Genomic DNA, 9,344 nt, shown 5'->3' on the forward strand with positions numbered 1-9,344 from the left:
TTTCGATCGCTATGATAGCGGGGAGCACCTTCGCGAGCGCGCGCCCCGGCGCCCCGGGTATCACGCAGCGGACGGTTCTTCCCACCTTCAATCCGAACGCTCCCTCCTGCCACGCTCCGGCGGGTCTAACGAAAGTGCTGGCTTATGTGCAGGAGAACGACCGTGACTTCCTGCAGGGGGTCGATCATGGTCTGGCCATGGCTGCAAAGGATCGCCGCTTGGAATATCGACGCGTACTAGCGGAAAATGATGTGGGTAAGGCGATAGCCCAAGTGCAGTCTTTTGTCGCGGCGAAGGTCGGCGCCATGGTTGCCACGTCTCCGGATCCAGAGGCCTTCAGTCCCTCTCTTAAGCAGGCGATTTGGTCGGGAGCGTTTGTTGGCACTATTGTGCCTCCACCGGCCACCTTGCTGCTCAATGCTCCGCAATATCGAACTGGCAAGGTGCTGACAGACGCTGCGATCGACCATATCAACACCAAGTTCGGCGGGAAGGCGAAGGTTGTTCTGCTGACCCAGGATACGATGGAGTTTCTCGCGCCTCGGTTCGCGGCAATGCGCGACGGCCTGAATGCGATACCTGGCGTGACGATCGTAGCGGATATTGCGCCGAAACCGGTTACCAAGGAAGGCGGCTTCGCAACTATGAAGACAATCCTGCTTGCCAACCCGGACGTCGACGTAGTGCTCGGTGCGGATGCGGTCGTGCTAGGCGCGTTGGAGGCGTTGCGGGCTGCGGGCAAGGATCGGCCCGACCAATTCCTCGGCGGAATTGACGGCGAGGCGGAGGCGGTTGCCGAAATCAAGAAAGGGAACAGCCCTTACAAGGCGAGTATCTCGTTGTCCTCGCCCGTCTTCGGCTATGCCATGGGCCAGTTTGCCGCCGACTGGCTTGAAGGCAAAAGCATCCCGCAGGCGATGGACATTCTTCCCATCGCACTCACGACCGCCAACCTTGCGCAGTACGAGGCCGACTTGGTGGACCCTGCGTCCGTGTATGCCGACCCATCGCGCCGGGACGCCTACCTGAAAATGTACGGGAACATTTGCTACGACAGCCGTGACAGCTACCTAAATTTCCCTTGGTCGTCAGAACAGAAGTAGTGGGCTGAGGGGCAGGGGGCTTTGGCCACTTTTGATCGTGATGCGCGCTTGTACGTAGCCAGCCGAGCACGCGCGTTCAACCTCAAGGAATCCCGGCATCGCGAAGCAGGTCAAGTATCAAGATTGGCAGGTTTGTCTGCCACGATCCACGCTCAGAAACTAAGCCGCGGGCTTATACGCCACTGCGCACGTTGGGAGGCACTCCTTTTATGGGCTCAGCGTATGCGGTTCTACGCGCGCCCGCACCCGCCGCGCGAGGTGACTCATGTTTCTGTGGATCGGCATTCCAAGAGGGGAATTGAGCCCTCATAGCCGACGACTTGAATATGATCGTAGTCGGAGCGCAGTCTTTCTGCCGCCGAGAAGTTCCTGCAGACCGGTAAGCGAGACGCTCCTGCATTTGCGATGAAGTGCTCGCCGTAGGGCGGTGGGCGTTTACACACTCGAGATCAAAGGTGCCACGGCATATGCCTCGAGCTGCCTGTTCGCCCTGTCGCGGCGGAGGATGTCCCGCTGCTGAAGGCGCCACCACCGACGAGCCGTCGAGCCAGGAATATCGAGGCTTTCTTCCTGCTCCGGCGCGTCCTCGACATGGCGAGCAGAAGCGATCTCGCGCTTGCTGGCTCTGGCCAAGGGGAACCAGGATTTCTTTGCTCAAGCCATCGTCGGCCTGGAAAACATCACCGGGAAACAGGCTGCCATGGCGTCAAAGACATGAGAACGTGCTCAGAATACGATCGTGCAAAGGTCAATCTGTAAGATGGTCAGGCTAGTCGGCAGCATTGCTGGAGAAACAGATGCACAATCCCGCGACGAAATACACCGCAATCCGGTCCTTGGGCAGTACCAGGAATGGCCGGCTGTTTGTCGCAACATGGACCCGCTCCTGACCGCAGGGAGACAGTGTTCTTGTGACCGAAGCGACTTCGGAATCGGACGCGGTCAAAATTGCATTCACTCGCAAGGGTGCAGACGTAGAGATCAATCCACCGCCTTTGCAATTGGACTCCCGGCGCCGCCAGGCAACGCCCGATGTTTTTTGTTCGGGGGACTCAAATTGATCCCGATCAAATCAGCGAATTGAGACCATCAATGGCGCGTTGCAATGCAGCGAAACAGGCCGGGTCAATTGCCGTACCAACTCCTCCAGCCATGATTTCGAAGGCTTTCGATATTGGCACCGCGGCCCGATATGGTCGCTCAGCCATCAGCGCATCGAAGTGTCGGCGGCGGTGAGGGAGCGCGTTGTGCCGCAGGTCTGGGCAAATTCGCCGATGCATGGCTGAAGGCCTTCGGCGGCGGTTCATCTGCCAAGTGTGGGGCTTTGAGGAACACAACGCAGTCGGCAGATTATGGCGCCATGAGCAATTATTGTCCGGTCTTTCGAAAGACCAGATCTTTGTGATCGCACGCCGTCTTGAACGCGTAGGCCAGTTCGCCGGTGCAGTTTCAATCTCGGTACCCGAAACGACGATGGCAGACTTCTAGACAAAATTGTAGCTCGGACAGCAATAGACAGTCTCCATTTCAGAACGAATGGCTGTTGCGTGGTGCGTTATCCCATGCCACCCGGTCCAATGAATCTAAGTGGCTATGGACTTTTCAAAGATTACCTGCCGGAGAGCGACCAGCGGACTTACGACACCATTTCACCTGCGGACGGCGTGGTTCGGATCGTCGGCTACACTCGCCGCTTTTCGTCCTGCTGGCTTCAGGCACAATCACTTACACCGATGCAGAGTCTTCGATGCCAATGGCGGTACTGGTATCATTTGAAGCCAAGTGGTGGCGGATTTCGTTTCCATGAAACAGGGCAACCCGTTCGTTGGGGACTTTTCAGGCGCTCTTCTTGCGTTCCGCCACTTCGACGCCAAGCCGGAACGCCTGGCCATCCGCATAGGAGCGTGCGTGACCTTCAGCCTCGAATGGGACTGTCAGCGTGTTGCCGTAGGCGGTAACGCGGACAGTCCATTTCTTGTCGCGAATGATCTTGACGGCGTGCTGCTCGGGCGATTCCATGATTTCCTCCACCATCACCAAGTGAGAGGGCGCAAAAATAGCGTCGTAAAGTCGTTTGAATGCGAACAATTCCACACAGCCGTGTCGCACTTTTGTGAATCGACCGCGCGTGTCCGTGGGCCCTGCTAATTTCCTGCCCGAGCCGATTGGACTTGACGGCTTAGCACGCTACCGTGTCCTGAATATGCATTCTTCCCGAGACCGGCCTGCTCGCTAAGGTCTGCTTAAGAGGTCGAAAGAGGACCTCCAAATGAAGCGTGAATAGCCGTGTCGGCATTGAACGCCGACGGCGCCGGCGTCGCTGTCCACCGCCTATTGGTCCGACATCTGGCGGGTATCGCGAAGTGGGTGAATATTCGAGCGGAGGGCCAAATGGCCGAGGTCCGGCGCGCCGGATGCGGACTGCGACCCGAATTTCATATTCGCCCGGTTCGTTAGACGTTCTGCCTCTTCTCGCGAAAGGCCATAGTGCGCTGTGCCGCAGAAACCTGCCGGCATCTCGGAAAGCAGATCATAGACCATCCAGTTGTCGGCCGGGTCTTACAACGCAATGAACCTCATGCGGGCCTCCATTGCTAGCGAAGCCCAATCTAAATGACATCTAGTCTGTGCCGCCTCCTCCATTTGGATAGGGATCGTTCGGCCATGTGGTCGAACCTAGGCGGTGGAGGGCTGGCTTGAGGGACAAACCGGGGGATACCCATGAAGAAGATGTATGAAAAGCCCACCCTGATAAAGAAGCATTGCCTCTCCCGCGTAACCGCCGGACCCGGTCCTTCTGTGGCGCGACTTGAACTAATTGCCGTTCTTTCCCAATACCTTGTCTCGGCCCTTGCCGGGGCGGGATATTTGCGTTTGGTCACTCGTCGCATCAGGCAACGACGGTGATGATGGTCAGGGCGAGCAAATTGGATGGGCTGAAACAGAAATAGAACCCATAGGGCCGGATCGATGAAGCCATCCTTCCGCTGATTTCAGTGCGGGCTTATTCCATATCAAGTGGACCGCAGGACTGGCGCGATGTCGTCCCAGTGCTGATCCCTCATCAGGCTTGGCCTTTGTACAGACGGTGTCCCTTCAAGCTGGTCGGCACGCGCCGGCGGGCCTTTTTGCGCATCGTCAAGTTTCTTGATCTCTTCTTCCAGCAATTGCACGATCAGTTTGCGCCGCGCCGGATCGAGTTCGGTTTCAAGCTCCCGCTTAACGCGGTCGATGTTCGCTTTGTGGATGAATTCCGCTGTCGACTGCGCCAGGGCTCCCTCCGCCATGGGCTCGGCGGCAAGAGTAGTGGAAGAAAGATTATTCTTCCGGCAGGTCACGCAAACTGCTAAGGGCCCGGTTATCCGGGCTTGGCTACGAACGCGCAAATCTGGCGTTTCTCCAATTTCTGTCGAACTTCGGTCGGAAACCGACAGCAATTGCATCGCACAGCATGCTTTAAATGCCTCGATAGGCAGTCCTCAGACGTCGGTTCGGCAGGCGCTGGGTTTTGGGCATGCCACTCCAGTTTCACTCGCCTCGACGGGCGGAAATGGGTTGCCCCATGTAGCATCTGAAATCCTCTGGAAGGTGAAGCGGCGCTAGAAGAGGTGGATTAGCCTGGCAAGTCGCGCGCCAAAGCCAATGATAAATCGACCATCGTTGGTGGCAAAGTCCCAACTGCAAAATGCCGCCCAGCCAAAAAGAATAAGCGAGAAGCGCATGCATCGAAAGCTAAATTAGGCGCATTGAATAATGGTTAAAGCATTGAGAGATTGCCGGCGCCAGTTGGGCGGGCGGCGGCCTGGCGTCTGCTGTTAGTGAAGCCATTTTCGCATAAGGCGGCCCACATCCAAGTCGATCATCCGTTCGATCGGGATATCAAAATACCAGACGACCGCAGTGATAGAGACGATGGCAACAATCATTGGATAGAGTGGGTCGAAGACAAAGTTGAGCGGGTGTCGCCTAACTTTTTCGAGACGTTTGCGCTCCCTGCCGTACTGGAATTCGTCGCTTAAAGCTTCGCTCGCCACGCTGCAAACTGCCGCAGTATGGTAAGCCGCAGTAAGTTAATTAATCCTATAAGATAGGCCTAATATAATATGCGAGGAATACTGGGGGGGGTTGTGGCCAGCGCAGATGCCAGTGAAAGCAATTGCCTGAAAGCTCCGCGCTGGCCGAGGCGGGGACTGGCGGTCGCCGCCGTTCTTATATTTAGTGGATTCTAAAATACGCAATATGGCGCGATCGCGGACTATGCCTCAGCTTTCCGCTTCGCAGGCACCTTCTTAACTGGAGGAGCCTTGCGGCCAAGACCAATAGCGCCGCAACTCGGTCGGCGTTGGCGTAGTTCTGAGCCATCATTGGGTAGTCGTGCGGTAGGTTCCACTTTGCCCGATACTGTCTCGGGCGTCATTCCTAACAAGCCGCGATGGCGCTTCATCGACGTGAATTTGCGACCATCCTCCAGGCTGACGATGTAGTCGGCTATCTCGGGGATATCGGGATCCCGCCTGTGCCGGATCCAATGGATTTCACCGCCTGGTTCATCTGACGGCCGGCGGGGCTGACAAGGTCAAACTGAAAGTTTGTGTTCGCGTCACGCTGATGGGCGAAATGAAACCTTCGGAACTCAGAGTCGAGACGTTTGCCAGGGACCGCGGAGCCAGCATCATCATTGATCACAAGAGATCGCAAGATCACGATATCGAAGCAGATCGGAAGATTGCGACCGCAACGACCGAGAGGCACGGTTACGAGGTGTTGGGGCCACCAAAACGCAAACTGGGCCGGAGTCGTGATGGAGCCGTGCATGAACTTCACATCGAGCTCAACGGAAACTTGCGAACGGCAGTGCCTTCACAATCCGCGCAATCACTCACGTAAGGGTGCTCTGGTATGAAGCGCGTGATCGGCCCCTAGGACGACGTCGAGCGTAGGCTCTCCCCGATCGACGGGTGCCAGTCTCAGCAGTGTTGAAATGATGCCTCGCGAGACAAGCAGGTATGCGGGTCCACATGATCACATCCTCGCCGATCCGAACACCAATCAAAAGGCGGAGCGGCGGCCGGGGTCCGGCGAAAATGGCTGCCGTAGCCAAGCACGTCGGGGTACAGGTAGATCCGATACTCATCAATCAGGCCAAGTTCGGTGAGCCTTGGCGCCAAGGCTGGGCCAGCGACTTCCATCGCCCCGTGCGCTCGGCCTTCGGTTCGCGGATCGCGCCTCGAGATCATCCTCAACAAGCACGGCACTGGGGCCGACGACTTCAACGAGCGCGAGACGAGCCATTTCGGTTGGCTCCGCCACGCCTCCGGAGACGTGTTGCTCTGCATCCCACTCAGCATGCACGCTCAGCAGTCGAAGTCGTATTGAGCGTCGCAAGGACCGAGCAAAGTTTGTCAGCGCTATGACATCTCGCAAGGCGGGCGGAAATGGTACGCGAGCCTTCTCAGGGCTGGGGCAGCCACATAAACGCGGTGTCTCCCTTTCGGATGAGTGTAAGGCGCTGTTCCTGATCGCCCTTCAAACAGCTTCCCACCCGCCTGGACCTTGCCAAAAGGAATAACTGGCTGAGGTTTCGAACCCGGACTGCGACGGCTGCCACGCCCGACATTCGACGGAAATATTTGGGTGCTTGATGCGTATGATATTAAACGAATTCGCCGCTTGGCGAAGCCGCGATGAAACCGCCGTTCCCGCCTGGATAAGCAACGCCGCATAGCCATGAATAAGGTAGCGCCTTGCGCTCGAACCGGCGCGATGAAGATGCTGGTGGCCCGACAATATGATGTCTACGCCGCTACGCGAGAACGCATCCATCGCCAGATCCGCGCGACCAACGATACCGCCGTCGCTTTCCAGGTCCAGCCCTTCGAAAGGATGATGCGTGACCACGATCCGGGTGACGTCATCGGGCGTATGCGCGAATCTTTCCGTGGCCGCCTCGAGCTGGCGGACATTGATCCTTCCGTCCTTGATTGTCAGGGATCGAGCCGTGTTGATCCCGACCACAGCGACTTCGCTGTCGGCGTAGAACGGGTCAGTGTCCGCCTCGATGTAGCGCCTGTAACGTGACAGCGGGGTCACGGTACGCGCAAAGACATTCCACAGCGGCACATCGTGATTGCCTGGCACCACGACGCGGGGGCCAGGCAGGGAATCGAGGAAGGCCCGCGCCTGCAGGAATTCGTCTTTCCGGGCGCGCTGCGTCAGATCACCCGACACGACGAGCAAATCAGAATCGACTGCACAAACCTCGGCCGCGATCGCTTGCACAAGCTGGCTCTCTGTCTTTCCGAAATGCAAATCTGAAAGGTGGACGAGGGTCTTCACTGAATTTCTCCGCTTTCAGCTACGGCCACCGGTTTTGTAATTTTGACAGGAGCGAGCACCTGCAACGCCGCTGGTCGGATCTGAAAGTTCAGGGGCATGTCCATACTGACGGCTTCGCCGTCCAGAGAAACCAGCATGGCGCGTCGATGCGACGTGATTTGGAGCGAGTTGGCGCGATAGATTTCAAGATCCCGGGTGGAGTCGATCATGCCGAACGCGATTTTGAACGGAAGCAATGCCAGTCCAAACCAGGACTGCTGCTTGACGACGTAAACGCACAGCTCTTTTGACGACAGGCTGCGGCGTCGGCCGAGATCGGCGATGTCGTAGAAATTGTTGCCAACAAACACACAGGGCGTTCGCAGTCTTTCGCGGGTGCCCTGAGCAGCGACGTGGACAGCCTGCCACGAGGCGGATCTCAACGTTCTCATGAGAGCGGGTCCGATGGCGGCAAGCTTGCCGAACCCGCGGCGCCGCTGCTCGGCTGAACGCTTTGCAACAAAGAAGGGATAGATCCCAATCGATGAGTTGTTAAGAAAGACGCGGCCGTTGACCTCGGCGACATCGACCGCCAGAGGCTTACCTGTCGCAATTGTATCGATCGCCGCTGTGAGGTCGAGCGGCACACCCAAATCCTTGGCAAAGTGGTTTAATGTGCCGAGCGGAAGGACACCGAGCAACAGATCAGTTCCCACCAGCGCCGAGGCCGCGCTGCTGAGGGTGCCGTCGCCGCCGCCCACGACCAATATTGATACACGGCCGGACCTCGACTTGTTTTCGCCAACGAAGCGCCGAGCGAGCTCTCCAACCTCTCGTCCGTGCACCAATCGCACATCCGCATCAATGTCACGTTCGGCGAACCCATCCCGTACGGCTCTCTCTATATCGCCCTTGCGCGCCGCAGCGCCGGCATTTTTGTTGATGAGGGCCAGAACCTTCAAGTTGCCAGCCCCCGTTTCGACCTTTCCTGGAACCACACCGCGACTGTCCAACATAGGATCGCCCACCCTGAACCGATGCACCATCCGGCCAAGACATCGGTGGGATAGTGGACCGCGAGATAGACCCGGCTTATCGCAACGGCCACCGTCAGAAACACGGCGATCGACATGAAATACGCTTTGAGACGCAGCTCCTGATTCGCGTGTGAAAGGAGTGCGCCCACGGTCAGGAACGCGATCGCTGAAAGCATTGCATGTCCACTCGGGAAGCTTGCCGTGAATACTCGCGTGACATGAGGGATCTCCGGCCTGGGCCGGTTGAAGCTCAACTTGAGGATTGTGCCGAGCAGTTCGCCGCCAACCACCGCCACTGCCATCCAGATGGCGAGAGCCCGCTTGTGAATCAGAAGAAGATAGACAACTCCTGCCAGCAACACGAAGCCAAGAAACACCACGCTGCCGACCGAGGTCACATCCCTGGCCGCTTCCTGAAGCCATGGCGGACCGATCGGATAGTCCGGATCGGACGCGCGAAGAGCCGACATAACGGCCAGATCAAATTTGGTTGTATCACCCTCCAGCACTTCCTCGGCGAGGATCCCAAAACCGAGGAACAGCCATGCTACAAGCACCCCCGGACCGGTGATCCTAGACAACGTGGACGGCAAGGGAGAGTAGTGACTACCAGGGGGCCGGCGCCCGATGTTTCGGACTGGTTCGCTCAAGCGCAGCACCTCTCTTTAGAGAGTACAACGGGTTCGCGAGAACGAGGTTCCGCCAGCCATCACCGATCTGAGAACGCTATTTAACCCACAGTCGCACTCCTCGGCAGCCCTGAAACAATGACACCGTTGGGAATGGCCGTGAGTCCCTCCAAGAGGGCACCATTGACAATGGCCGCAGTTTAGATGTCCACGACAAGCAAGCGGGGCAACGTGGATCAAGACGACGCTTCACCAATATC

At 57.6% G+C, this 9,344-nt stretch carries 7 protein-coding genes and 3 pseudogenes; 2 read left to right on the top strand and 8 right to left on the bottom strand.

Annotation, left to right across the window (positions count from 1 at the left end; genetic code table 11):
- Window positions 1–11 precede the first annotated feature (11 nt).
- Window positions 12–1,103 carry a sugar ABC transporter substrate-binding protein gene (locus tag OOJ09_RS31655; RefSeq protein ID WP_269908987.1) on the top strand — a complete coding sequence of 364 codons (1,092 nt, stop codon included), beginning with the start codon at window positions 12–14 and terminating at the stop codon, window positions 1,101–1,103.
- Between the two features lie 1,511 nt (window positions 1,104–2,614).
- Window positions 2,615–2,782: pseudogene (locus tag OOJ09_RS32120) on the top strand (hypothetical protein); the annotation flags it as partial.
- Window positions 2,783–2,939: 157 nt separating this feature from the next.
- Here OOJ09_RS32120 and OOJ09_RS31665 read toward each other — a convergent pair.
- The 8 genes and pseudogenes from OOJ09_RS31665 to OOJ09_RS31695 form a co-directional block, all read right to left on the bottom strand.
- On the bottom strand, window positions 2,940–3,122 hold the full coding sequence (locus OOJ09_RS31665) for a hypothetical protein (RefSeq protein WP_269908981.1): 183 nt from the start codon (window positions 3,120–3,122) through the stop codon (window positions 2,940–2,942).
- A 995-nt stretch (window positions 3,123–4,117) separates the two neighbouring features.
- A complete protein-coding gene (locus OOJ09_RS31670; protein ID WP_269908982.1) occupies window positions 4,118–4,546 on the bottom strand; it encodes a hypothetical protein in 429 nt (142 codons plus the stop codon).
- Window positions 4,547–4,918: 372 nt separating this feature from the next.
- Entirely contained in the window at window positions 4,919–5,137 is a 219-nt protein-coding gene (locus OOJ09_RS31675) for a hypothetical protein (RefSeq protein WP_269908983.1), read from the bottom strand.
- Between the two features lie 181 nt (window positions 5,138–5,318).
- A pseudogene (locus OOJ09_RS32125) lies at window positions 5,319–5,477 on the bottom strand (hypothetical protein); the annotation flags it as partial.
- A gap of 625 nt (window positions 5,478–6,102) precedes the next feature.
- Window positions 6,103–6,452, bottom strand: a pseudogene (locus tag OOJ09_RS32130) (dihydrofolate reductase family protein); the annotation flags it as partial.
- A 177-nt stretch (window positions 6,453–6,629) separates the two neighbouring features.
- Window positions 6,630–7,439 carry a metallophosphoesterase family protein gene (locus tag OOJ09_RS31685; protein ID WP_269908984.1) on the bottom strand — a complete coding sequence of 270 codons (810 nt, stop codon included), beginning with the start codon at window positions 7,437–7,439 and terminating at the stop codon, window positions 6,630–6,632.
- Window positions 7,436–8,380 (bottom strand): diacylglycerol/lipid kinase family protein, encoded by a 945-nt coding sequence (locus OOJ09_RS31690; RefSeq protein ID WP_269908985.1) that lies wholly within the window; start codon window positions 8,378–8,380, stop codon window positions 7,436–7,438. Before OOJ09_RS31690 ends, OOJ09_RS31685 begins: the two co-directional genes overlap by 4 nt.
- The gene (locus tag OOJ09_RS31695) at window positions 8,377–9,012 is read right to left on the bottom strand and encodes a phosphatase PAP2 family protein (RefSeq protein WP_269908986.1); all 636 of its coding nucleotides are present in this window, start codon (window positions 9,010–9,012) and stop codon (window positions 8,377–8,379) included. The genes OOJ09_RS31690 and OOJ09_RS31695 overlap by 4 nt, the downstream gene beginning before the upstream one ends.
- Window positions 9,013–9,344: the final 332 nt, after the last annotated feature.

The sequence above is a fragment of the Mesorhizobium qingshengii genome, from assembly GCF_027563465.1.
Classification (GTDB): domain Bacteria; phylum Pseudomonadota; class Alphaproteobacteria; order Rhizobiales; family Rhizobiaceae; genus Mesorhizobium; species Mesorhizobium qingshengii_A.

Excerpts from the sequence above, each read along its gene's own strand:
- OOJ09_RS31670 (WP_269908982.1), bottom strand. The coding sequence starts at position 4,546 with ATGCAATTGCTGTCGGTTTCCGACCGAAGTTCGACAGAAATTGGAGAA.
- OOJ09_RS31655 (WP_269908987.1), top strand. The coding sequence starts at position 12 with ATGATAGCGGGGAGCACCTTCGCGAGCGCGCGCCCCGGCGCCCCGGGT.
- OOJ09_RS31665 (WP_269908981.1), bottom strand. The coding sequence starts at position 3,122 with ATGGAATCGCCCGAGCAGCACGCCGTCAAGATCATTCGCGACAAGAAA.